The sequence below is a fragment of the Nocardia sp. CA-136227 genome, from assembly GCF_050955695.1.
Taxonomy (GTDB): domain Bacteria; phylum Actinomycetota; class Actinomycetes; order Mycobacteriales; family Mycobacteriaceae; genus Nocardia.
Genome location: NZ_CP192081.1, coordinates 6557432 through 6578925 on the forward strand (window position 1 = coordinate 6557432; position 21494 = coordinate 6578925).

23 protein-coding genes and 1 pseudogene are annotated in these 21494 nt (G+C 68.5%); 12 read left to right on the plus strand and 12 right to left on the minus strand.

Annotation, left to right across the window (positions count from 1 at the left end; all coding sequences use genetic code 11):
* Positions 1–52: 52 nt before the first annotated feature.
* Positions 53–562, minus strand: coding sequence for a hypothetical protein (locus ACQP06_RS30480; protein ID WP_433668203.1), 510 nt, complete (start codon positions 560–562; stop codon positions 53–55).
* Positions 563–846: 284 nt separating this feature from the next.
* Between ACQP06_RS30480 and ACQP06_RS30485 the strand changes: the two genes are divergently transcribed.
* Positions 847–2271: an MFS transporter gene (locus ACQP06_RS30485; RefSeq protein ID WP_433668205.1), complete on the plus strand. Its 1425-nt coding sequence runs from the start codon at positions 847–849 to the stop codon at positions 2269–2271.
* Positions 2272–2409: 138 nt separating this feature from the next.
* On the opposite strand, the gene ACQP06_RS30490 is transcribed toward ACQP06_RS30485, so the two are convergent.
* The gene (locus ACQP06_RS30490) at positions 2410–3825 is read right to left on the minus strand and encodes an SPFH domain-containing protein (protein WP_433668206.1); all 1416 of its coding nucleotides are present in this window, start codon (positions 3823–3825) and stop codon (positions 2410–2412) included.
* Positions 3826–3834: 9 nt separating this feature from the next.
* Entirely contained in the window at positions 3835–4044 is a 210-nt protein-coding gene (locus ACQP06_RS30495; RefSeq protein ID WP_357091767.1) for a hypothetical protein, read from the minus strand.
* A gap of 139 nt (positions 4045–4183) precedes the next feature.
* Here ACQP06_RS30495 and ACQP06_RS30500 point away from each other — a divergent pair, with 139 nt between their 5' ends.
* Positions 4184–4876: a hypothetical protein gene (locus tag ACQP06_RS30500; RefSeq protein ID WP_433668208.1), complete on the plus strand. Its 693-nt coding sequence runs from the start codon at positions 4184–4186 to the stop codon at positions 4874–4876.
* Between the two features lie 10 nt (positions 4877–4886).
* Here the strand turns inward: ACQP06_RS30500 and ACQP06_RS30505 are convergent, their stop codons facing one another.
* Positions 4887–5933 carry an AraC family transcriptional regulator ligand-binding domain-containing protein gene (locus tag ACQP06_RS30505; RefSeq protein WP_433668210.1) on the minus strand — a complete coding sequence of 349 codons (1047 nt, stop codon included), beginning with the start codon at positions 5931–5933 and terminating at the stop codon, positions 4887–4889.
* A 171-nt stretch (positions 5934–6104) separates the two neighbouring features.
* Between ACQP06_RS30505 and ACQP06_RS30510 the strand changes: the two genes are divergently transcribed.
* Positions 6105–6572, plus strand: a complete 468-nt coding sequence (locus ACQP06_RS30510; protein WP_433668212.1) for a VOC family protein — start codon at positions 6105–6107, stop codon at positions 6570–6572.
* A 219-nt stretch (positions 6573–6791) separates the two neighbouring features.
* On the opposite strand, the gene ACQP06_RS30515 is transcribed toward ACQP06_RS30510, so the two are convergent.
* Positions 6792–7079 (minus strand): hypothetical protein, encoded by a 288-nt coding sequence (locus ACQP06_RS30515; protein WP_379095766.1) that lies wholly within the window; start codon positions 7077–7079, stop codon positions 6792–6794.
* Entirely contained in the window at positions 7079–7960 is an 882-nt protein-coding gene (gene mca, locus ACQP06_RS30520; RefSeq protein WP_433673478.1) for a mycothiol conjugate amidase Mca, read from the minus strand. Before mca ends, ACQP06_RS30515 begins: the two co-directional genes overlap by 1 nt.
* Positions 7961–8133: 173 nt before the next feature.
* On the opposite strand from mca, the gene ACQP06_RS30525 reads away from it, so the two are divergent.
* A complete protein-coding gene (locus ACQP06_RS30525; RefSeq protein WP_357091780.1) occupies positions 8134–8550 on the plus strand; it encodes a DUF4307 domain-containing protein in 417 nt (138 codons plus the stop codon).
* Between the two features lie 247 nt (positions 8551–8797).
* Positions 8798–9289, plus strand: a complete 492-nt coding sequence (gene greA, locus ACQP06_RS30530) for a transcription elongation factor GreA (RefSeq protein ID WP_433668214.1) — start codon at positions 8798–8800, stop codon at positions 9287–9289.
* 75 nt (positions 9290–9364) lie between these two features.
* On the opposite strand, the gene ACQP06_RS30535 is transcribed toward greA, so the two are convergent.
* Positions 9365–10510: a cystathionine gamma-synthase gene (locus ACQP06_RS30535; protein ID WP_379274514.1), complete on the minus strand. Its 1146-nt coding sequence runs from the start codon at positions 10508–10510 to the stop codon at positions 9365–9367.
* A 95-nt stretch (positions 10511–10605) separates the two neighbouring features.
* Here ACQP06_RS30535 and ACQP06_RS30540 point away from each other — a divergent pair, with 95 nt between their 5' ends.
* Positions 10606–11781, plus strand: a complete 1176-nt coding sequence (locus ACQP06_RS30540) for an acyl-CoA dehydrogenase family protein (RefSeq protein ID WP_433668215.1) — start codon at positions 10606–10608, stop codon at positions 11779–11781.
* A gap of 74 nt (positions 11782–11855) precedes the next feature.
* Positions 11856–12203: a DUF6401 family natural product biosynthesis protein gene (locus ACQP06_RS30545; RefSeq protein ID WP_433668217.1), complete on the plus strand. Its 348-nt coding sequence runs from the start codon at positions 11856–11858 to the stop codon at positions 12201–12203.
* Positions 12204–12260: 57 nt separating this feature from the next.
* Here ACQP06_RS30545 and ACQP06_RS30550 read toward each other — a convergent pair whose 3' ends face one another.
* Both ACQP06_RS30550 and ACQP06_RS30555 read right to left on the minus strand, forming a co-directional pair.
* Complete coding sequence (locus tag ACQP06_RS30550) at positions 12261–13466, minus strand: mechanosensitive ion channel family protein (protein WP_433668219.1); 1206 nt, start codon at positions 13464–13466, stop codon at positions 12261–12263.
* Between the two features lie 197 nt (positions 13467–13663).
* A complete protein-coding gene (locus ACQP06_RS30555; RefSeq protein ID WP_433668221.1) occupies positions 13664–14311 on the minus strand; it encodes a transglycosylase SLT domain-containing protein in 648 nt (215 codons plus the stop codon).
* Between the two features lie 798 nt (positions 14312–15109).
* Here ACQP06_RS30555 and ACQP06_RS30560 point away from each other — a divergent pair.
* Positions 15110–15268: pseudogene (locus ACQP06_RS30560) on the plus strand (hypothetical protein); the annotation flags it as partial.
* Positions 15269–15280: 12 nt separating this feature from the next.
* The gene (locus ACQP06_RS30565) at positions 15281–15601 is read left to right on the plus strand and encodes an HD domain-containing protein (protein ID WP_433668222.1); all 321 of its coding nucleotides are present in this window, start codon (positions 15281–15283) and stop codon (positions 15599–15601) included.
* 92 nt (positions 15602–15693) lie between these two features.
* Here the strand turns inward: ACQP06_RS30565 and ACQP06_RS30570 are convergent, their stop codons facing one another.
* Complete coding sequence (locus ACQP06_RS30570) at positions 15694–17082, minus strand: cystathionine beta-synthase (RefSeq protein ID WP_433668223.1); 1389 nt, start codon at positions 17080–17082, stop codon at positions 15694–15696.
* An 81-nt stretch (positions 17083–17163) separates the two neighbouring features.
* Between ACQP06_RS30570 and ACQP06_RS30575 the strand changes: the two genes are divergently transcribed.
* The 3 genes from ACQP06_RS30575 (at position 17164) to ACQP06_RS30585 (ending at position 19459) form a co-directional block, all read left to right on the plus strand.
* Positions 17164–17628, plus strand: a complete 465-nt coding sequence (locus tag ACQP06_RS30575; RefSeq protein ID WP_433668224.1) for a hypothetical protein — start codon at positions 17164–17166, stop codon at positions 17626–17628.
* 116 nt (positions 17629–17744) lie between these two features.
* A complete protein-coding gene (locus ACQP06_RS30580; RefSeq protein WP_357280193.1) occupies positions 17745–18962 on the plus strand; it encodes an acetyl-CoA C-acetyltransferase in 1218 nt (405 codons plus the stop codon).
* Between the two features lie 158 nt (positions 18963–19120).
* Positions 19121–19459: a DUF1330 domain-containing protein gene (locus ACQP06_RS30585; protein WP_433668226.1), complete on the plus strand. Its 339-nt coding sequence runs from the start codon at positions 19121–19123 to the stop codon at positions 19457–19459.
* A gap of 95 nt (positions 19460–19554) precedes the next feature.
* Here the strand turns inward: ACQP06_RS30585 and ACQP06_RS30590 are convergent, their stop codons facing one another.
* Together ACQP06_RS30590 and ACQP06_RS30595 are read right to left on the minus strand one after the other, a co-directional pair.
* Positions 19555–20418, minus strand: a complete 864-nt coding sequence (locus ACQP06_RS30590; RefSeq protein ID WP_433668228.1) for a Bax inhibitor-1/YccA family protein — start codon at positions 20416–20418, stop codon at positions 19555–19557.
* A gap of 141 nt (positions 20419–20559) precedes the next feature.
* The gene (locus ACQP06_RS30595; protein ID WP_433673479.1) at positions 20560–21486 is read right to left on the minus strand and encodes an LLM class F420-dependent oxidoreductase; all 927 of its coding nucleotides are present in this window, start codon (positions 21484–21486) and stop codon (positions 20560–20562) included.
* Between the last annotated feature and the right edge of the window lie 8 nt (positions 21487–21494).

Here is a 21494-nt window from a genome sequence, read left to right on the forward strand (position 1 = left end):
CCCACCCGAATCCGAGATTCGAGTGGGAGCCCGATCGTGGCCGAATTCGACGCTAGGGCACGACGACGTCGAGGTTGACCGGGACGTTCGGGCGGTCCGTGCGGATGGTCAGGTGCACGCGGCCCGGTCCGGTGTCGACCGGGAAGATGGCCGGATAGGTGCTGTTCTGCCCCGCGGCGATGAAGCGGGTGACGCTGCCCTGCTGGCCGGTGTCGGCATTGGTCCAGTCGATGACGGCATTGACGTCACAGGCCAGCAGTGTCGGGGCCCAATTGCCCAGCAGGGAGAAGCCCTGGCTGATGCGCAGGATCACCGAGTGTGAGGCACCCGGCGCCTCGGAGTACTGGTAGAGCGGGCCGTCGAAGGCCGTGCCGCCGACCGAGAACATGCCCGCGCAGACACCGTTTCCGACGGTGAAGACCGGGCCGGTGTTGAAGCTGTTCTGCACGCAGGAACGCGGTTCGGTGTTCGACCAGCCCAGCTGACAGGGGCCGCCGGGTTCGGCGCCGGCCGGTGCCGCGGCGACGGCCGCGCCGGCTCCGAGGATGGCAACGGCGGTCAAGCTATTGATCGTTCGTTTCATCATCGGCCAATCCTCACAGCCCACACCGGGTCGATGTCAACTGTCTCCGGCGCGTGTCCCCGCCCGAATTCGCCGAAAGTTCCGGCGCCGACGGCCTTTTCGCGCAGGCCAACACCTGGCACATACCCATACCCCCAATACGTATGAGAAGGGTCACACTGCTCCGGGCTGTTCTTCGCATACCCCACGGGGGTACCAATGGACGGGTTGGAACAGCCAGTGGCCACCCGGCCGCCCGATACCTCTGCCAGGGAGTGATTCCTATGTCCACCCACACCACCGCGCCACCCCCGTCGCGGCGCTGGATCGCCTTGGGGCTCATCGCCCTCGCCCAGTTCATCGTCATCATGGACACCTCGATCATCGGCGTCGCACTGCCGGAAATGCAGGACGCGCTGGGCTTCTCGCAGGAGAACCTGTCCTGGGTCTTCAACGCCTACGTGGTCGTGTTCGGCGGCCTGCTGCTGCTCGGCGGCAAGCTGTCCGACATCGTCGGCGCCCGACGGATCTTCCAGACCGGCTGGGGCATCCTCGCGGTCGGTTCACTGGTCGCCGGGCTCGCCGGAAACGCCGCGGTGGAACTGATCGGACGCGGCGTCCAGGGCGCGGGCGCGGCCCTCATCGCACCCTCCGCCCTGACCCTGCTGATGATGCTGTTCGGCGGCAATCCCGGCGAACTGACCAAGGCCTTCGCCGTCTACGGCGCGGCCGCGCCCGCGGGCGGCACCGCCGGTGTGTTCCTGGGTGGGCTCATCACCCAATACGCCTCGTGGCCTTGGGTTTTCTACATCAATATCCCGATCGCGCTGGTAGCCCTGCTCGCCGCCCCGGCCCTGGTGCCCGACGGCGCGATGGCTCCGCACGCCTCGGTGGATCTGCTCGGCGCGGTGACAGCGACGCTCGGACTGGGCGCGGCGGTCTTCGGTGTGGTGCGCGGGGATTGGTCCGCCACCTCGACCTGGGTGGTGCTGGCCGCGGCCGTCGCCCTGCTCGGCGCGTTCATCGCGATCCAGGCCCGCCGCCGCGAACCGCTCATGCCGCTGAGCATCTTCCGCGCACCCGACCTCGGCGCGGCCAACCTCGCCCAGGTACTGCTGGGCGCGGCGTGGGTGCCGATGTGGTTCTTCCTGAACCTGTATCTGCAACAGGTGCTGGGCTATTCGGCCTTCCCGTCGGGCGCGGCGCTGCTGCCCATGACCGCGCTCATCATGGTCGGCATGATCGCGATCTCGCCGAAACTGTTCGCGCGCTTCGGCGCTCGCACCATGACGGTCGCGGGCCTGGTCATCCTGGCCGCCGGACTGGCGTGGCTGTCGTTCATCCGCCCCGACGGCAACTTCTGGATCGACGTGCTGCCCGGTTCGCTGGTGGCGGCGCTGGGCATGTCGCTGGCCTTCATTCCCACACTGCAGACGGCCATTTCGGCCGCGCCGCCGCAGGAGGGCGGCCTCGCCTCGGGCATCGTGAACACCAGCTACCAGATCGGTTCGGCCCTGGGCCTGGCCGCGGTCACCGCCATCGCGGCGAACGCGGGCGCCGACCGGCTCGGCGACACCGCCGCCCTGACCGACGGCTTCTCGGCGGCGTTCGTCACCGCCGGCATCATCGCCGTCGGCGCGGCGGCGCTCGCCCTGGTGACCTTCCGGTCCCCGGCCCGGCGTGACCAGGAGGTCTCGGCTGCCGCCTGACATCCGAACAGCCGCTATCGAATCGGCGATGGCTCGGTGGGATTCTCCCCACCGAGCCATCGCCGGAACTACTTCCTCTCGATCGTGCCGCTCGGCATCCCGCTGCGCCTGGTCACCGCGGCCTTCTCGTCGCCTCGATCACGAACGGCTGATCTCCGGCGTCAGGGATTCCCGCGCCATGGTGGCGAGAGTCCCCGCCTGCTGGATGATCTCGGCCAGCGCCGAGGTCACGCCCTGCGCCCCGTTGAGCACCGTGAACTGCCCGACGTGCTCGAACGGCTTCGCCGCCGCGGCCACGATCTCCGGCAGGTGCTCGGCGATCTGCTGGGCGATCACCGCCTCCTGGTTCTGGCTCATCGCCTCGGCGCGCTGCTGGATGCCCGCCGCCTCCGCGGCCATCCGGGCGCGCACGGCGTCGGCCTCGGCCAGACCGCGCGCCTTGATCGCGTCCGCCTCGGCCTGACCGGTGAGCCGGGTCGCCTCGGCCTGCGCCGCCGCCCGCGCCTTGATCGATTCGGCCTCGGCGAGGGCCTGCAACTTCGTCTGCGCCGCAGCGGCTTCCGCGCGCAGCCGGGTCTCCGCGGCGTCGGCCTCGGCCTGACTGATGCGGGCGTCACGGGCCGCGGTGGCCAGAGTCGTCTGCTTGTAGGCCTCGGCGTCGGCGGGCTTGCGCACCTCCACCTGGAGTTGCTGTTCCTTCTGCTGCGCCTCGAGCTGCGCGACCTTGGTCGCCACCTCGACCACCGCCTGCCGGGCGGTCGCCTCGGCCAGCGGGCCCTGCTGCTGGGCGTCCTTGGTGGCCCGATCCACCTCGGCCTGATATCCGGCCTTCTTGATCTGGGTGTCGCGCACCGACAACGCGACCTCCGCCTGCGCCGCCTGCTCCTGCGCGATGGCCTCGCGTTCGGCATTGGCGCGCGCGATGCGGGCGTGCTGCTCCACCTCCGCCTGGTGCGGAATGGCCAGATTGGCGATGTAATTCGATTCGCTGGCGATGGACTGGATCTGGAACGAGTCGATCACCAGGCCGAAAGACTCCATCTCGTGCGAGCAGCGGTCCCGCACCTGCTCGGAGAACTTGTCCTGATCACTGATCATGTCCTCCACGGTCATCGAGCCCGCGATGGCGCGCAGATGACCGATGAACACGTTCTGCACCTTGGTCTCGAGCTCGTCGGTGGGCCGGTCCAGGAACCGCCGCGCCGCATTGGCGATCGAGGTGTAGTCGTCGCCGACCTTGTACATCACCACACCGGTCAGCTGCAGATTGATCTTCTGCCGGCTCACGCACGGCACCACGATCTGGGATTCGTGCGCCTCCAGCGAGATTCGCCGCACCTTGGTCAACCCCGGCGCGACCAGGCACCCGCGCCCGGTGACGATCCGGAACCCCATACTCTCTCCCGACCCGCCCGGCCCCGATCCAGCTCGGAAACCCGAGATGATCAGCGCCTCATCGGGTTCGGCCACGCGCCACGCGAGCCGCAGCAACCCGATTCCGGCCAACAGAACAACGAACACCAACCCGACCAAACCAATGACCAGGATGTCCACGATGCACCTTCATTTCACGGGAACGACTTCGACGGTCCGGCCACCCAGACTGCCGACCACGAGCACCTGAGCGTGCTTGGGAATCGTCGACTCGCTGTCGGCGGCGCGCGCCAGGAACCGTTCGGACCCGGCCCGCACCTCGATCAACACCTCGCCGAGGTGGTCGGGGGTGATCGCGGCCGTCACCCGCGCGAACTTGCCGATCACGTCCGCCGCCATCAACCCCACCCCCCGGAACCGCAGCTGTTCGACACCACAAACGCTAATCCCGCGCCGGACAACCGGAAATTTCCTTTACGAAAAACTAACGGGTGCAACCGGTCAGCGGGCTCCGATACGGACCCTGCATGATGGGTTCATGCTCCCCACCGACCATCTCGCTCAGGTAGACCGTCGTCCCGCCGTGATCGACACCCCGCTCGGGATCGTGGGGTTCGGCGTCACCATCGGGTCGGAGCTGCTGCCCACCGGTCCGAACACGCTGTGGCGCTTGCCGAACGGGTCGCATCTGCACCGGTGGCGGCATCGGGACGCCACCGTCGACCTGCTGGTCGGGAGCATCGAGATGCCCGCCTGGGACGGGGGCGCGCCAGTCGCGCTGTGGGCCGGGATCTGGCAGGTGAAGGCGCACAGCGCGGTCCCGGGACTGGTCTTCACGGCCGAATTGACCGATCTGCCCGCCGGGACCACCAGCGGACCGGACACCGGGGAGTGCCTCGCGGCGGTGAGCATCGAGAACGACCACTTCATGGTGTGCATCGGCGGCCCCGACTCCGAACTGCTGGCCATGCAGGCCGAGGACGCGCGCCTCATGCCCGGCAGCTGGGCGCACCGGATCCACGCCGACGACCACGACGCCGAATACGGTGTCCGCTACCGGGATCCGGCCCGGATCGAATGGCACCTGCCCGGCCTGGCCACCGATGAGGCCGCCCGCCTGTGCGTGGCCACCGCCTGGTGCCCGCGCGACGACGACCGCCCGGCCGCCTGGTTCGCCGTCGACATCCCCCTCGACACCGCCTACCTCCACCTCACCGCCGACCCGACCTGATCCGGCCCGGTCACCGCACCAGGCCGCGGCGGAAACCCGCGGGCGACTGGCCGGTCCAGCGGCGGAAGGCCCGGGCCAGGACACGGTGATCGCGGTAGCCCAGACGCAGCGCCACCACGCGGACCGGCACGGCCGGGTCACGCAGGAGGGCGAGCGCCGTATCGCGCCTGAGGGTTTCGAGTTCGGTGCGCCAGCCGGTGCCGTGCTCGGCCAGGCGGCGTTGCAGGGTGCGTTCACTCAGACGGAGAGCGCGGGCGACCTTCTCCAGGCGGACGCCGTCCCCGCCGGAGTCCGGCAGCGTCGCGTACAGAGCCGCGCGGAAAGCGTCCAGCCACTCTGGTTCGGGCGCGATCGAGTCGATGACCTGCTGGGCGTGGGAGCGCAGGATCGCTTGCAGGACAGGGTCACTCGCGGCCTGCCCGGCATCGGAGCCCATGAAGGTGATGGCGTCCGCGGCCCGGCCGAAGTGGAGGTTCGCGGTGCCGAGGGCGCGGACCAGGTAGCCGCGGTCCGCCGGAGCCGGGTGGGTGAAGTCGACGCGGACGGGAAGCCCCGCCGCGCCGAAACTCTCGGCGGCGCGGCGCACGATCACGGCCATCACGAATTCCCGGTGCACAGCCTGCGCGGCGCCGGCGTGCGGGAAGATGCCATAGCGCACGGTCAGCAGCGCGCCGTCCTCGATCACCTCGAGGTCGACGCGGCGGTCGCAGATGGCGTTGTTGTAGCGCGCGGCATCCCGCAGGCCCTCGGCGAGCGTGGGCGCGGTGCCGATCAGGTAGTCCCACACATTGAGCCGTCCGCGCTCGGCCCGCTCGGCGGCCAGCACCCCGGCCTCGGGACCGGCCAGCCCGTACAGCAACTCCCACAGCCGCGACACCTTCAGGGTCGAGATGCGCAGCGCGTCGTCGGACAGCAGCGCCGGATCCTGGCCGAGCAGCCGGGCGAGCTGCTCCTTGTCGGCCCCGGCTCGCAGGGCCGCCTCCACCATCACCCCCACCACATGGGAGGAAACGGTATTGGCCGCGTCGGCGGACCGGTCCAGGGTCGGCGTAGCCATGAATGCCACCTTCTGACGAGATCGAGCGTGGAATCACCGCAACCACATACCCCCCAGAGGTATTCCGACACCGGCGTTTCGAGCGCCATTCCACGCCACGGCGGCCGGGAAGTGGCATCCTTGCGAGGTTCCCGCCCGACGACACCGCGCGCACCGAATCAGGAGCCACCCATGGCCGGACTCGTCCGCATCCGCCACGTCAAGCTGCCGGTCAGCGACCTGGCGCGCAGCGTCGCCTGGTACACCGACCTACTCGACCTGCGCCTGGCCGGGGAATTCCGGGAAGAGGGCGACCTGCGCGGCGCGCAGCTCATGCACCCCAGCGGATTCGGCATCGCGCTGCGCGAACGCGAATACTGCCCCGGGCAACCGGACCTCGGCGGGTTCGACGTCTTCGCGCTGGAAGTCGACTCCGTCGACGACCTGCACGCCTTCGCCGCCCGCGCCGACGAACTCGACTACACCCGCGGCGAGGTCTTCGACCGCGGCGAATACGGCGCGGTCCTCGACCTCTTCGATCCGGACAACACGGTGGTCCGGCTGCTCGCCAACAACCCCTTCCACGCCGGGCGATTCCTCGGCGTGGACACGGACGGCAAGGGCGGATTCACCCTCTACGACCAGCCGACCCTGGAGTGATCCCGCGACCCGGAACGAGACCGGCTCAGCCCAGGCGCTTGCGGACAAAGCCCGCGATCTCCTCGGTCGTCCCGGCGGGCTCGGCATCGCGATTTCCCTTTCCACTCCGGCGTTTTCGCTCTCCGGTGCGGAAACGGCAGCGTGACCGGAATTGTTCCGAGTACCGGGAAACGACAGCGCCCCCGGTCCGTGGACCGGGGGCGCTGCGCATCGTCAGGGTCAGGCCGTGCCGTTGGTGGCTTCCGGCTTGGACTCGCTGCGCGGCGACGCGTCGTCGTCCTCCTGCGCGGCGATTCCGTGCTCGGTGCCCTCGTCGGCTTCCTGATCCGCCTCCGGGTGCTCCGGGGAGAACTCGGCGGGCAGGTTCTTGATGTGCTTGTTCATGTTCCGGATGAGCAGGATCGTGCCCGCCAGCAACACCAGCACGATGACCAGGCCCAGCGGCGACGCCTTGCCGAACTCCGGGCCGGTCGGCGAGTTGTTGGTCTGGGCGAGCAGGGTGAGCATCATCGGGCGGCGTCCTCGGTGTCGGCGTCGTCGATGCCCGCGAACAGGTCGGTCTCCGGGATCGCGGTCTTGACGCGGGTCTTGGCCAGCTCGAACTCCTCGGTCGGCCACAGCCGCTGCTGCATCTCCGTCGGCACCGCGAAGAAGGCGCCGTTGGGGTCGATCTGGGTGGCGTGGGCGCGCAGCGCGTCGTCCCGCGCCGGGAAGTACTTGGCGCACTCGACCTGGGTGGTCACCCGGGCCATGATGTCGCCGCGCTCAGCGGCGTACTTGCGCATCCGGTCCATCCACTCCTGCATGGGGAACGGTTCACCGATGCGCTCGTACTCGGCGGCGAAGATCTCGAGCCGGGCCAGGCTGAAGCCGTGGTCGTAGTACAACTTCAGCGGCGTCCAGGGCTCACCCGCGTCGGGGAACCGCTCCGGATCGCCGGCGGCCTCGTACGCCGCGACCGACACCTGGTGGCACCTGATGTGGTCCGGGTGCGGGTAGCCGCCCATCTCGTCATAGGTGGTGATGACGTGCGGCCGGAACTCGCGCACCACCCGCACCAGCGCCTCGGCGGCCTCCGCCAGCGGCACCAGCGCGAAGCAGCCATCGGGCAGCGGCGGCAGCGGATCGCCTTCCGGCAGACCGGAATCCACGAAACCCAGCCAGGTCTGGCGGACGCCCAGCGCCTCGGCGGCGGCGGCCATCTCCTCGCGGCGGACCTCGGTGATGCGGTCCTTGATGCCGGGGGTGTCCATGGCGGGGTTCAGGATGTCGCCGCGCTCCCCGCCGGTGAGGGTGACGACCAGCACCTCGTTGCCTTCGGCGGCATAGCGCGCGGTGGTGGCCGCACCCTTGCTGGATTCGTCGTCGGGATGGGCGTGCACCGCCATGAGGCGAAGACCACTCACTTCTCGTTCACCTCACCGATCACGTTTTCACCTCGTAGCGTCGAGCTGTATCAATTGGCACGTGCCGAGTCCAGACACAGGCATCGGATATCCATTCCCTATAGTTCCATCCGATCGTTGTTTGTTCCGACCTACCCCCCGGGAGCGTCCCCGATATGAGCGAAAGACCGGCCGACAGGTACGGGATCAAGCCGCGGAAGAACCGCCGCTGGCTGCCCTGGGCCCTCGGACCGATCGTTCTCGTCGGCGGACTCGTGGTCGCCTACCTGGGCTTCCGCACCTACGGGCCGCAGGACATCGAACCGGAACGCCTCGGCTACACCGTCGTCGACGACTCCACCACCACCATCGAATTCAAGGTGACCCGCAAGGATCCCGGCACCGCGGTCGCCTGCATCGTGCGCGCCATGGACGGCGACACCGACGAGGTCGGCCGCCGCGAGATCCTGGTTCCCGGCTCCGACGCCGGCACCGTCCGCATGGACACCACCATCAAGACCGCCCGACGGGCCGGCGCGGCCAATGTCTACGGCTGCACCGAGCATGTGCCGGCCTACCTGCGCGCCGGGTGAAAAGTCGGGTATGCGACCCGCATTGCCGCTTCTACCAGCGCATTTTCAAATCGTGCTAAAATGACGCGATACACGGTTCCGGCGTTCGGAGCCGTGTTTGCTGCATTGACGGCCGGCGCTGTCGGGACTCTCCCCAGGGATCGCTCTGGCTGTCCACTGCTGCTGTGTGCCCATCTCCGGATGGGTTTCAGCAACGGGCATCAGGGAATCCCGGCTTGCCGGGGACAACTACTAGGGAGTGATCGAGATGACTGAGACCGTGACTTGGCTGACCCCGGAGTCGCACGAGAGGCTCACGAGCGAACTCGGCGCGCTCATCGCCAACCGTCCCGTCATCGCGGCCGAAATCAACGAGCGCCGTGAAGAGGGCGACCTCAAGGAGAACGGCGGTTACCACGCGGCGCGTGAAGAGCAGGGCCAGCAGGAGGCGCGTATCCGCCAGCTGCAGGAACTGCTGAACAACGCCAAGGTCGGCGTCGCGCCCACCAAGTCCGGCGTCGCCCTGCCCGGCTCGGTCGTCAAGGTCTACTACGACGGTGACGAGTCCGACACCGAGACCTTCCTCATCGCCACCCGCGAAGAGGGCCTCGGCAGCGCCGACCTCGAGACCTACTCCCCCAGCTCCCCGTTGGGCGGCGCCCTCATCGACGCCAAGGTCGGCGACACCCGCGAATACACCCTGCCCAATGGCAAGACCATGAAGGTGACCCTGGTCTCCGCGGAGCCCTACCACAGCTGATCAACCGCTGTATCGGCCGAGATGCAAAGGAAGCGCCGCACCGGAATCCGGTGCGGCGCTTCTTTGTGCTGAGACCTAGGCCAGGGCCTGCTCGATGTCCGAGAGCAGGTCGCTGATGTCCTCGATGCCGACCGAGAGGCGGACCAGGTCGGCCGGGACCTCGAGAGCGGAGCCCTCGGTGGAGGCGTGGGTCATGGCGCCCGGGTGCTCGATCAGCGATTCCACGCCGCCGAGGGACTCGGCCAGGGTGAAGATCTTGGTCTTGGAGCAGAACTCCAGCGCCGCTTCCTTGCCGCCGTGCACGCGCACCGAGATCATGCCGCCGAAGCGTCGCATCTGCTTCTGCGCGACGGTGTGGCCCGGGTGCTCGGGCAGGCCGGGGTAGATGACCTGGGCGATCTTGGGGTGGTTGGCCAGGAACTCGGCGATGGTCTCGGCGTTGTCGCAGTGCCGGTCCATGCGCAGGGCCAGGGTCTTGATGCCGCGCAGGGTGAGGAAGGCGTCCATCGGGCCGGGGACCGCGCCCGCGCCGTTCTGCAGGAACGCGAACTTGGTGTCCAGCTCCTGATCGTTGGTGATGAGCGCGCCGCCGACCACGTCGGAGTGGCCGCCCAGGTACTTGGTGGTCGAGTGCAGCACGATGTCCGCGCCCAGCAGCAGCGGCTGCTGCAGGTACGGGGAGGCGAAGGTGTTGTCCACGACCAGCTTCGCGCCGCCCGCGTGGGCGACCTCGGCCAGCGCCGCGATGTCACCGACGTTCAGCAGCGGGTTGGTGGGGGTCTCCACCCACACCAGCTTGGTGTTGGGGCGCATGGCCGCGGCCACGGCGTCCACGTCCGAGATCGGCGCGACCGAGTACTCGATGCCCCACTGGGTGAACACCTTGTCGATGAGCCGGAAGGTGCCGCCGTAGGCGTCGTTCGGGATCACCATGTGGTCGCCGGGGCGCAGGTTGGCCCGGATCGCGCAGTCGGTGGCCGCCATACCGGAGGCGAAAGCCCGCCCGTAGGTGCCGGATTCGAGCGCGGCCAGGTTGGCCTCCAGCGCGGTCCGGGTCGGGTTGCCGGTGCGCGCGTACTCGTAGCCGCCGCGCATGCCGCCGACCCCGTCCTGGGCGAAGGTCGAACTCGCGTAGATCGGCACGTTCACCGCACCGGTCTGAGGGTCCGGATCGAACCCGGCGTGCACCGCCCGTGTGGAGAAACCCAGCTGATCGCTCATGCGAACAGCCTAAGGACGCGGCCGGTCCGCCCCGCCTCCGGGTCGGTATCGGCGCGGCGTTGTGGGCGTCGCGCGGGCGGTCCTATCGTGGGCGCATGGTCACCGTAGACGAGCTGTTCGCCATCGACTCCCTGCTCAGTGACGAGGAACGCGCCATCCGCGAGACGGTGCGCGCGTTCGCGGCGGAACGGTTGCGGCCGCGGGTGACCGAATGGTTCGAGGAGGGGACCTTCCCGGCGCGGGAGGTGGCTCCGGAGCTGGGCAAGCTCGGGCTGCTGGGGATGCACCTGGAGGGATACGGGTGCGCGGGCACCTCGGCGACGGCGTACGGGCTGGCCTGCCTGGAGCTGGAGGCCGTCGACTCCGGAGTGCGCAGCATGGTGTCGGTGCAGGGCTCGCTGGCCATGACCGCCATCCACAAGTACGGGTCCGAGGAACAGAAGCTGCGGTGGCTGCCGGAGATGGCGGCCGGGCGGGTGATCGGCTGCTTCGGGCTCACCGAACCCGACTTCGGATCCAATCCGGGCGGCATGCGGACGCGGGCGCGACGCGACGGGGACGACTGGATCCTCGACGGCTCGAAGATGTGGATCACCAACGGGTCGGTGGCCGATGTCGCCATCGTGTGGGCGCAGTCGCGCGAGGGCGAGCGGGACGTGATCCGCGGCTTCGTGGTGCCCACGGAAACACCGGGATTCAGTGCCCGGGAGATGAAACACAAACTGTCCCTGCGGGCTTCGATCACCGCGGAACTCTCCCTCGACGGCGTCCGGCTGCCCGCCGACGCCCAGCTGCCCGAGGCGCGGGGCTTGGCGGCGCCGCTGGGCTGCTTGTCGGAGGCGCGATTCGGGATCATCTTCGGCGCGCTCGGCGCGGCCCGCGACTGCCTGTCCGCCGCGATCGAATACTCACGCACCCGCGAGGTTTTCGACAAGCCCCTCGCCGCCTACCAGCTCACCCAGGCCAAACTCGCCGACATGGCGCTCGAACTCGGCAAGGGTGAACTGCTGGCCGTGCACCTCGGGCGGCTCAAGGACCGGCACGTGATCTCCAACGAGCAGATCAGCGCGGGCAAGCTGAACAGCACCCGGGAGGCCATCCGGATCGCGCGCGAATGCCGGACCATTCTGGGCGCGAACGGCATCACCCTCGAGTACCCGGTGCTGCGGCACGCCAACAACCTGGAATCCGTGCTCACCTACGAGGGCACCGCGGAGGTGCACCAGCTGGTGCTGGGCGAGGCGCTGACCGGCTCGAAAGCCTTCCGCTGAGCGGGACTTCCGGAGGAATGCGTGATATATCACACTCGATCCGCGGGCCGCGGGCGGGTTGCTAGCATCGCCGGGTGTTTGTGCCCGGCTCCGCTCTGCTCGTCGTCTCGGCGCGTAAAACCCTGAATCGACTGCAGCGCACCCACGGAGCCCCCGCCCTGGAAGCCGCGGCAGTCTTCCCCGGCGTCAGCGCGGTCATCGACCAGCACGCCGCCGCCGTCCGCGACATCCTCGACCTGGGCGTGGAGAACTCCGGCCTGGTCCCGGTCAGCGTGCTGCTCGCCGGGTACGCCCGCGGCATCCTCGAGGACCTCCGCGAAGCCGAACACGCCGCGCTCCCGCGCTCTCCGCTGGACTGGCAGGACGCCGACTGGCTGCACCTCCGCCTGGCCGCCGTCTGCTCCCTCGCCCGCGCCTCCTGAACCCCGAAACGAGATCAGGGAGCCGCTGAGAGCTCCCTGATCCCGAAAGAGCGTCGGCTACATGTCGCCGCGATCCTGGTCGCCGTGCCGCGGTAGCTGGCCGCCCCGATCGGGGCGCTGCGCCGGGGGCGTCGGCTGATCGTTCTGGGGCGTCTGGCCGGATTGCGGTGGCATCTGGCCGCTCTGCGGTGACGGCATCCGGCCGGTTCCGGGTGCGGGCATCTGACCGGTCTGTTGCTGAGGCATCTGCCCGGTCTGCGGCGGAGGCATCTGACCCGGCTGTTGCGGAGGCATCTGCCCGGACTGTTGCTGGGGCATCTGACCCGGCTGTTGCGGAGGCATCTGGCCGCCGCCCTGCCCGTATCCGCCCTGCTGCTGATACCCCTGCGGTCCGTAACCCATTGCGCCACTGCCGGGTTCGGCCCATTTACCCGGAGGCATCTGGCCCATGCCCTGACCCGCCATGGTCGGCTGCTGCGCCATGGCGGCCCGTTGCGCGGCCATGGCCTCCTGCTGGGCCTGGCGCTGGCGCGCGGCGTCCTCGCGGCCGCGCTGATACGCCTGGGCGTGGCCCTTCACCTCGGGCATCTCGCCCTCGATGGTGTCCAGCCAGCCCGACCAGCGCTGCTGCATGGGCCGGATCAGTCCGCCGCCGACACCGACGACGAGGATGCCGCCCACGGTGGCCAGGACGGTGATGAGGATCGGCATGGTGACCGAGGTTCCGACGCCTATCTGATTGAGCGCGGCGATGATGCCGATGCCCCAGATGAACACGGCCGCGATGCGTCCCAGCATGCGGCCGTAGTCGAGGCCGCTCAGCATGTTCGACACCATGTCCTGGACGACGCGGGCGATGGCGCCGGCGATACAGATGATGATGATGCCGACGGCCAGTCGCGGCAGCCAGGCCACGACGGCGTTCAGCATGGTGCTCACCGGGTTCGGGCCGAAGACGCCGAAGCCGAGTTGCAGGGTGATCAACAGCACCGCGTAGTACGCCAGCTTGGCGATGATGCCGGTGGCGTCGTAGCTGCCGCGGGCGAGCATGTCCTTGATGCCGCCGCGTTCGACGAGGCGATCGAAGCCGACTCGGTGCAGGATTCGGGTCACCAGCCGGGCCACGAGTTTCGCCACGAACCAGCCGATGAGCAGGATGACCAGGAACCCGACGAATTTGGGCACCCAGGTGGCGATGGAACTCCACGCGTCGGAGAGCCCTCGCCCGATCTGGATATCGATAGCCGAACTCGAGGTGTGCATGACCCCGTCCCTTCGCTATCTGTTCCGGCCGGGTTGCCGGAACTGCTCCACGGGGCCGTTATACGCCGAGTCGATCCTCGGATCCGGCTGTTTGCGAAAGTGTTGCCCAATCGGATCGGACAGCCGCCCAAAGACGACGAATGGCCCGCCCCTCATCGGGCGGGCCATCGTGTGTCGTCGAACGCCGGAGCGGTGGATCAGTACGCGCTGTTGACGTTGTCCATCGAGCCGTAGCGGTGCGCCGCGTAGTTGCAAGCGGCGACGATGTTGGCGACCGGATCCCAGACGTCGAAGGGCGTGCCGTCGACGTGGTAGGCGGCGAAGGTCGGGTCGATCACCTGCAGCAGGCCCTTGGACGGGATGCCCATGGCGGCGTTCGAGTCGTACAGGTTGATCGCCTGCGGGTTGCCGCTGGACTCCCGGATGATGTTGCGGAAGATGCCGTCGTAGCTGCCGGGGATGCCGCGCTGGGCCATGATGTCCAGCGCCTGGCGGATCCAGCCGTCCAGGTTGTCGGCGTAGACCGGCGGCGCGGGGGCCGGGGCCGGGGCCGCCTCGGGAGCGGGAGCGGGCGCGGGGGCCACCTCGGGCTGCGGGGCCGGCATGGGGGCCGGAGCCGGAGCGGCGGCCTGGTGCTCGCCGGCCGACGCGAACTTGACGGCCGCGGCGGGCGCGGTGGCGGCGGCCAGGGTCTGCTTCAGCGCAGCGGGCTCGACATCACCGTTGGCGGCGCCGGCGGCGGTGAAGATGGAGCCGAACACGCCGAGGGCGAGAGCGGCGGCACCGGCCGTCCGAGCGGTGGCAACTACCTTGCTACGTTTGGCAGGGTCACTGAGAGCAGACATAACATTCTTGGGCATGGCGAATTTGGATTCCTGTTCGGTTTCGGGCTCGCGGGCCTGAAATGGCAGCGCTTGGTCACACGGGCGTCTACCGACGCTCACCTGCACACTGCGGGCTGTTGTGGATGCTGTTGTGAAACCCGTTACGGGTCAATTGAATTGGCGCCCTACCTAGAGGGCTGCAGCGAGGGCGACGGCCTCCCGGCCGTGGTCCTCAGCGCACCGATGTGGTGATCACGTTCCGCATGTGTGTTCACATCTCCTTGCGCCATCCAGACTTGCGGTCTGTTTCCGACAAGGTCACAGCTTGGTTGCGCATAGTGAACACAGCTTGAATCAAAGGTTAACGAAAAGTGAACTGGCCTCAGATGCACGTCCGGGACCTGCATTAATACATGCGGTGACCTGGTGATTCAATTGAAACCGTTAAGTGTTTCAGATCACAGAACAATTTCGCCCTCCGATCGCGATATACCGACATTTGGCATATTTCGCGGCGTTTACCGTCGTTTCGGGTGCGTTTGGTAACGATCCAGCAAATCACAGCAGTTATCTCAAATCACACACGTCACAGTTCTCACGGCCGATAAAGACCCCGCAACGATGTACCGCGCCGATTAGCGCCGGAATATGGCATCCATCCAGGTCACCGAGGTGCTGGCGGCCCTGTCCCTCACCGTTATGCGACCGAATCGCCCGAGGGCGCGCCCGTCGTGGTCCGCTCGGTCTGCGAGGTGAGCCGCTGGGACCGCGCCTGGGGCGGCCGGAGGCGGCCGTCCTGGCCTCACCCAGGTCAGGGAACGCTGGGACGGCCTCGGCGTACCCGATCGGCGCCGCGGGGACCAGCTCTCGCTGCCGGGCCGCATCCTGCACCTGGCCGAACAGGCCGGGCTCGCCTGCCGCGGCCGCGACCGGGCGGCGAGCCTGGCCGAGCTGCGCCGCCGCGCGGGCGGATACCTGGATCCCGACCTCGTGGCGGTGTTCGCCGCCGACCCGGACGCCGCGTGGGGCGTACTGGACCAACCGGACCTGCTGACCGCGGTGGTGAGCGCCGAACCCGGGCTGCCCACCGTGATCCGGCCGCAGGACCGCGATCATCTGTGTCGGTCCCTGTCCATCGTGGTGGATCTGAAAGGCCGCTACCTGCTGGGACATTCGGCGCACGTGGCCGAACTCGCCGACGCCGCAGGCGAACTCGCGGGCCTGACCGCCGCCGATCGGGCGAGCCTGCGCGCCGCCGCCCTGCTGCACGACCTCGGCCGCGCGGGTGGATCCGCTTGTCCCGCGCCATAATTCACCAGCAAGCCGCATTACTGGTCGATCACAAGACGAACCGCCCGCCGGAACCTGCACGGTTCCGGCGGGCGGTGAGACTTCGCGGTCGGCTAGACCAGCACGTCGGTGCTCAGGAAGCCCAGCAGGTCGTGGCGGGTGATGACGCCGACCGGCTTGCCGTCCTCGACCACCATCAGGGCGTCGGTGCTCTCGAGCAGCTTGGTCGCGGCCGAGACCAGCTCGCCCGCGCCGATCAGCGGGAAGGCCGGGCTCATATGCATGGAGACCGGGTCGGTCAGCTTGGCGCGGCCCTCGAACACGGCCGAGAGCAGATCGCGCTCGGTGACCGAGCCGGCGACCTCGCCCGCCATCACCGGCGGCTCCGCGCCGACGACCGGCATCTGCGAGACGCCGTACTCGCGCAGGATCTCGATGGCGTCGCGCAGGGTCTCCTGCGGGTGGGTGTGCACCAGGTCCGGCAGCTCACCGGACTTGCCACGCAGCACGTCGCCCACGTGCACCTCGCTGGCGGTGCCGTCCAGGCGCGAGCGCAGGAAGCCGTAGGAGCTCATCCACTGGTCGTTGAAGATCTTCGACAGGTAGCCGCGGCCGCCGTCCGGCAGCAGCACGACCACCACGGCGTCCGGGTCGCGCTCGGCGACCTTGAGCGCCGCGACCACGGCCATACCGCAGGAGCCGCCGACCAGCAGGCCCTCCTCGCGGGCCAGGCGGCGGGTCATCTCGAAGGAGTCGGCGTCGGAGACGGCGATGATCTCGTCCGGGATGGCCGGGTCGTAGGCGGTCGGCCAGAAGTCCTCACCGACACCCTCGACCAGGTACGGGCGGCCGGTGCCGCCGGAGTAGACCGAGCCCTCCGGGTCCGCGCCGACGATCTTGACCTTGCCGCCGGAGATCTCCTTGAGGTACCGGCCGGTGCCGGTGATGGTGCCGCCGGTGCCGACGCCCGCCACGAAGTGGGTGATCTTGCCCTCGGTGTCGCGCCAGATCTCGGGACCGGTGGTCTCGTAGTGCGATTCCGGGCCGCCCGGGTTGGAGTACTGGTCCGGCTTCCAGGCGCCCGGGATCTCCCGGACCAGGCGGTCGGAGACGTTGTAGTAGCTGTCCGGGTCCTCCGGCGCGACCGCGGTCGGGCAGACCACGACCTCGGCGCCGTAGGCGCGCAGCACGTTGCGCTTGTCCTCGCTGACCTTGTCCGGGCAGACGAACACGGTCTTGTAGCCGCGCTGCTGCGCGACCAGGGCCAGGCCCACACCGGTATTGCCGGAGGTCGGTTCGACGATCGTGCCGCCGGGCTTCAGCAGCCCGGCCTTCTCGGCGGCGTCGATCATCTTGACGGCGATGCGGTCCTTCGAGCTACCGCCCGGGTTGAGGTATTCGACCTTCGCCGCCACCAGTCCCGAGTTCGGCCCCACCACGGAGTTCAACCGGACGAGCGGGGTGTTTCCGATCAGATCGACGACATGGTTAGCGATGCGCATACCCATCATCGTTGCAGAAAGGAGATGCGGGCCTTCGCGCACGTCGGCGATATCACGCTTGCCGGAAATTACCATCGCCCCATGAGGATGCCGACGAGCTTGGCCGCCGCCTCCCTGCTGACCGTTCTCGGCAGCACGACCATGATCATCTCCGCCGCGCCCGCCCACGCCGGAACCATCGAGTTTCCGCAGGTCCCGAGCATGTACCACGATGCGATGCTGTGCGGCGGCAATATCCGATCCTGGGCCGACACCAGCCCGCAGTGGCCGGGCCGGGCGATCTTGAGCGTGCAGGCGCTGCCGGTCGCCGGGTTCGATCCGGGCGAGTTCTCCTTCGCTCCGATGTGTGAGACCACCGCCACCGTCGCCTGGCGCAATATGAACACCGGCGCCGCCGGCGAATATCGAGTTCCCGTCCTCGCCGGCTTCTACGGCAGCGAGCACTACGCGTTGTTCCAGGACACCGGACCCGGCCACATCGTCGTCACCGTCTACACCGACATGGCGAACATCCCGTCCCACAGCGCTTTCGACGTGCCCGCCTGACCGAGTGAGCGATATCCCACAGACCAGTGGATGGGATACGGGCATACCGGATGTAGGACGCTCAACACACCCGTCGTAAATTCGAAGAGGATCACCCCAGCAAAAAAGGAGTCCTCATGGCTGAGGCCGTCATCGTTTCGTACGCCCGCTCGCCGATCGGCCGCGCCGGCAAGGGTTCTCTGGTGAGCATGCGACCGGACGATCTGGCCGCGCAGATGGTGCAGGCCGCCCTGGACAAGGTGCCGGGCCTGGACGTCAACGATGTGAACGACCTGCTGCTGGGCTGCGGCCAGCCCGCCGGTTACGCCGGTTTCAACATCGCGCGCTCGGTCGCCGTGCAGCTCGGCTACGACTCCCTGCCGGGCGTCACCGTCAACCGCTACTGCTCCTCCTCGCTGATGACCACCCGTATGGCGTTCCACGCCATCAAGGCGGGCGAGGGCGACGTGTTCATCTCGGCCGGTGTCGAGACCGTCTCCAACTTCCCGAAGGGCACCGCGGACGGCTGGCCGGACAGCCACAACCCGCGCTTCGCCGACGCCGAGGCCCGCACCCAGGCGACCAAGGCCTCCAACGCCACCTGGACCGACCCGCGCGCCGAGGGCCTGCTCCCGGACGTCTACATCGCCATGGGTGAGACCGCCGAGAACGTCGCCACCTTCACCGGCATCTCCCGCGAGGACCAGGACCACTGGGGCGTGCGTTCGCAGAACCGCGCCGAGGAGGCCATCAAGGCCGGCTTCTTCGAGCGTGAGATCACCCCGGTGACCCTGCCCGACGGCACCGTCGTCACCACCGACGACGGCCCGCGCGCCGGCACCTCCTACGAGAAGATCTCGCAGCTGAAGCCGGTCTTCCGCGAGAACGGCACCATCACCGCCGGTAACGCCTGTCCGCTGAACGACGGTGCGGCGGCGCTGGTCGTCATGTCCGACACCAAGGCCAAGGCCCTGGGTCTGACCCCGCTGGCCCGCGTCGTGGCCACCGGCGTCTCCGGCCTGTCGCCCGAGGTCATGGGCCTGGGCCCGATCGAGGCCGTGCGCAACACCCTGAAGAACGCGAACATGACCATCAACGACCTCGACCTGTACGAGATCAACGAGGCCTTCGCCGTTCAGGTCCTGGGTTCGGCTCGCGAGCTGAACATGGACGAGGACAAGCTGAACGTGTCCGGTGGCGCCATCGCCCTGGGCCACCCGTTCGGTATGACCGGCGCCCGCATCACCGCGACCCTCATCAACAACCTGCAGACCCACGACAAGCAGTTCGGTCTGGAGACCATGTGCGTCGGTGGCGGCCAGGGCATGGCGATGATCATCGAGCGCCTGAGCTGATCACTCGGCACTGACGCGGGCCGCTCGACCTCACGGTCGGGCGGCCCGTTTCGTTTTCCCGGGCCGGGACCGGCGGCATTACCCGGCAGGTAATCGACTTCGTTCCGCGTTGGCGGAAACATCAAGGGCAGCACAGCAATCCGATCGAGGAGCTCGAAATGCCCGGTTACGCCATCGCCAATCTGTGGGACGTGGACCTCAACGCCGACATCGTGGAATACCTGGAGCGCATCGACTCCACGCTGGAACCGTTCGGCGGCAGGTTCATCGTCCACGGCGGCACCCAGCGGGTCATCGAGGGCCCGGTCGACGCGATCGCCATCGTCATCGAATTCCCCGACCACCAGGCCGTTGTCGACTGGTACGAGTCGGACGCCTATCAGGCGATCCTGCCGCTGCGCGTGCGGAACTGCTCCAGCATCGCGATCCTCGCCGACCACTGCGGCGCGGATCACGTCGCCACCGACGTGCTGAAGGAGGTGGTGACCAACGAGTGAAGCTGTTCTCAGGCTTGGCTACACAGCAGTGGGCGGGCACCGGATTCCCGATGCCCGCCCACTCGCGTATTCAGCTGTCCGTCAGCCCTTCCGGACTAGCGGTCCTGGAAGTAGCTCAGCAGGCGCAGGATCTCGAGGTACAGCCAGACCAGGGTGACGGTCAGGCCGAACGCCACGCCCCAGGCCGCCTTCTCCGGAGCCTGGGCCCGGATGAGCTGGTCGGCGGCGTCGAAGTCCAGCAGGAAGCTGAAGGCCGCGACACCGATGACCACGAGGCTGAAGACGATGGCCAGCGGGCCGCCGTCACGCAGGCCGAAGCCGCCCGAGGTGAAGAAACCGGCGACCAGGTTGCCCAGCATGAGCACCAGGATGCCGATCATGGCGCCGACGATCATGCGGGTGAAGCGCGGGGTGACGCGGATCGCGCCGGTCTTGTAGACCACGAGCATGCCGAAGAACACGCCGAAGGTGCCGAGCACCGCCTGCGCGATCAGGCCCGAGCCACCGACTCCGCCGATCTGCACATTGGTGAACAGGAACGAGAACGAGCCCAGCAGCAGGCCTTCCAGCGCCGCGTAGCTGAGCACCAGCGCCGGGTTGTCCTGCTTGCGGCCGAAGGTCATGATCATGGCGAGCGCGAAGCCGCCGAGACCGCCGACCAGCAGGAACAGCATGGCGAGGCCGTGGTTGGCCGAGGTGAGCGCGTAGGACAGGATCGCCGTCAGGGTGACCACGCCGAGGGTGATGCCGGTCTTCTGGACGACATCGTCGATGGTCATCGGACGGGTGGTCGGCACGGCCGGCTGGTAGGGCTGCTGGTACCCGCCCGGGTACTGCGGCGGCTGCTGGCCGTACTGGTTGTTGGGGAACTGTCCGGCTCCAGGCGCCGAGCCGAAGCCGGCATAGCCGCCCTGCTGCGGCTGCAAGTTCCGGAAGACCGGGTTGGATGTGGAGCGCATTTCCGTGCGTCCCTTTCTGGAGTCGCGGCTCACGTCGGTCGTGGCCAGTGAAGCTACTCGTCCAACGCGTGGTGGGGGCCCGGAGTTCCCGAACCCCACCAGATCAGACCAAACGGACTTTACCTCAGCTTTACCGAAGGATCAGTTCAGTTGACCCATCACACGAGTGGCGATCAGCTCCAGGTGATCCAGATCCGACAGGTCCAGCACCTGCAGGTAGACCCGGCGCGTCCCGGCGATCTCCGCGTAGCGGCCGAGCTTGTCGACCACCTCGTCCGGGCTGCCCGCCAGGCCGTTGGCCCGCAGCTCGTCCACCTCGCGCCCGATGGCGGCCGCCCGCCGCGCCACCTCGGCGTCACTCGCGCCGACACAGGCGACCAGGGCGTTGGAGAAGGTGATGTCCGCGGGATCGCGGCCGATGTCCTTGGCCGCCATGCGGACCCGATCGAACTGGTCGGCGCTGGCCTCGGCGGACTGGAACGGCACATTGAACTCGGTCGCGTACCGCGCGGCCAGGCGCGGGGTCCGCTTGGCGCCCATGCCGCCGATGATGACCGGGACCCGGTCCTGCGCGGGCTTGGGCAGCGCCGGGGAATCGGTGAGGGTGTAGTGCTCGCCCGCGAAGGAGAAGGTCTCCCCCACCGGCGTCGACCACAGGCCGGTGACGATGGCCAGCTGCTCCTCGAAGCGCGGGAACTTCGCGGCCGGGAAGGGGATGCCGTAGGCGGCGTGTTCGGCCTCGAACCAGCCCGCGCCGAAACCGAATTCGACGCGGCCGCCGGACATGGCGTCGACCTGGGCCACCTCGATGGCCAGCACGCCCGGGTGCCGGAAGGTCGCCGAGGTGACCAGGGTGCCCAGCCGGATGCGGCTGGTCTCGCGGGCCAGCCCGGCCAGGGTGATCCAGGCGTCGGTGGGGCCGGGCAGGCCGTCCGCGTCGCCCATCTTCAGATAGTGATCGGAGCGGAAGAAGGCGTCATAGCCGAGGTCCTCGGCGGCCTTGGCGACCGTGCGCAGGGTGTCGTAGGACGCGCCCTGCTGGGGTTCGGTGAAGATTCGAAGATCGATTCGTCCCA

Bases quoted from the DNA above. Each gene is read 5' to 3' on its own strand.
- ACQP06_RS30485 (WP_433668205.1), top strand. From the start codon at position 847: ATGTCCACCCACACCACCGCGCCACCCCCGTCGCGGCGCTGGATCGCC.
- ACQP06_RS30495 (WP_357091767.1), bottom strand. From the start codon at position 4,044: ATGGCGGCGGACGTGATCGGCAAGTTCGCGCGGGTGACGGCCGCGATC.
- ACQP06_RS30500 (WP_433668208.1), top strand. From the start codon at position 4,184: ATGCTCCCCACCGACCATCTCGCTCAGGTAGACCGTCGTCCCGCCGTG.
- ACQP06_RS30505 (WP_433668210.1), bottom strand. From the start codon at position 5,933: ATGGCTACGCCGACCCTGGACCGGTCCGCCGACGCGGCCAATACCGTT.
- ACQP06_RS30510 (WP_433668212.1), top strand. From the start codon at position 6,105: ATGGCCGGACTCGTCCGCATCCGCCACGTCAAGCTGCCGGTCAGCGAC.
- ACQP06_RS30515 (WP_379095766.1), bottom strand. From the start codon at position 7,079: ATGCTCACCCTGCTCGCCCAGACCAACAACTCGCCGACCGGCCCGGAG.
- mca (WP_433673478.1), bottom strand. From the start codon at position 7,960: ATGGCGGTGCACGCCCATCCCGACGACGAATCCAGCAAGGGTGCGGCC.
- ACQP06_RS30525 (WP_357091780.1), top strand. From the start codon at position 8,134: ATGAGCGAAAGACCGGCCGACAGGTACGGGATCAAGCCGCGGAAGAAC.
- greA (WP_433668214.1), top strand. From the start codon at position 8,798: ATGACTGAGACCGTGACTTGGCTGACCCCGGAGTCGCACGAGAGGCTC.
- ACQP06_RS30535 (WP_379274514.1), bottom strand. From the start codon at position 10,510: ATGAGCGATCAGCTGGGTTTCTCCACACGGGCGGTGCACGCCGGGTTC.
- ACQP06_RS30540 (WP_433668215.1), top strand. From the start codon at position 10,606: ATGGTCACCGTAGACGAGCTGTTCGCCATCGACTCCCTGCTCAGTGAC.
- ACQP06_RS30550 (WP_433668219.1), bottom strand. From the start codon at position 13,466: ATGCACACCTCGAGTTCGGCTATCGATATCCAGATCGGGCGAGGGCTC.
- ACQP06_RS30555 (WP_433668221.1), bottom strand. From the start codon at position 14,311: ATGTCTGCTCTCAGTGACCCTGCCAAACGTAGCAAGGTAGTTGCCACC.
- ACQP06_RS30570 (WP_433668223.1), bottom strand. From the start codon at position 17,082: ATGCGCATCGCTAACCATGTCGTCGATCTGATCGGAAACACCCCGCTC.
- ACQP06_RS30575 (WP_433668224.1), top strand. From the start codon at position 17,164: ATGAGGATGCCGACGAGCTTGGCCGCCGCCTCCCTGCTGACCGTTCTC.
- ACQP06_RS30580 (WP_357280193.1), top strand. From the start codon at position 17,745: ATGGCTGAGGCCGTCATCGTTTCGTACGCCCGCTCGCCGATCGGCCGC.
- ACQP06_RS30585 (WP_433668226.1), top strand. From the start codon at position 19,121: ATGCCCGGTTACGCCATCGCCAATCTGTGGGACGTGGACCTCAACGCC.
- ACQP06_RS30590 (WP_433668228.1), bottom strand. From the start codon at position 20,418: ATGCGCTCCACATCCAACCCGGTCTTCCGGAACTTGCAGCCGCAGCAG.